This is a genomic window from Paraburkholderia sp. SIMBA_027, assembly GCF_046535315.1.
Taxonomy (GTDB): Bacteria; Pseudomonadota; Gammaproteobacteria; order Burkholderiales; family Burkholderiaceae; genus Paraburkholderia; species Paraburkholderia tropica.
The window spans coordinates 1-256 of the sequence record NZ_JAWRWY010001055.1; the positions used below are offsets into that span (position 1 = coordinate 1).

General features: G+C 55.1%; 1 protein-coding gene. It reads right to left on the reverse strand.

What is annotated here, in order from left to right; genetic code table 11:
• Window positions 1–256 (reverse strand): hypothetical protein (locus SB764_RS42350; RefSeq protein WP_410867087.1); only part of this gene is annotated, 256 nt, incomplete at both ends.

Genomic DNA, 256 nt, shown 5'->3' on the forward strand with positions numbered 1-256 from the left:
ATTGCCACGATCTCGTCGGCGCGTGTCGGCGCAAGTTTTTTCGAAGCCGACATTCCGAAATCGACATGTTCGACGCCGAGTTCCTGGGCTGTTTGGATTTCCGCCTGATACCAGGCCGCGTTCTGCTTCTCTCCACGCAAATTGATAATGGTCTTGATGCCGTGTTCCTTCACATAGGTATCAAGCTGCGAAGGCGTCGGCTGTGCAGAGCGGTAGAGCTGCCCCTCGATGACAGTGTGAAAGTTGCCGACGACCT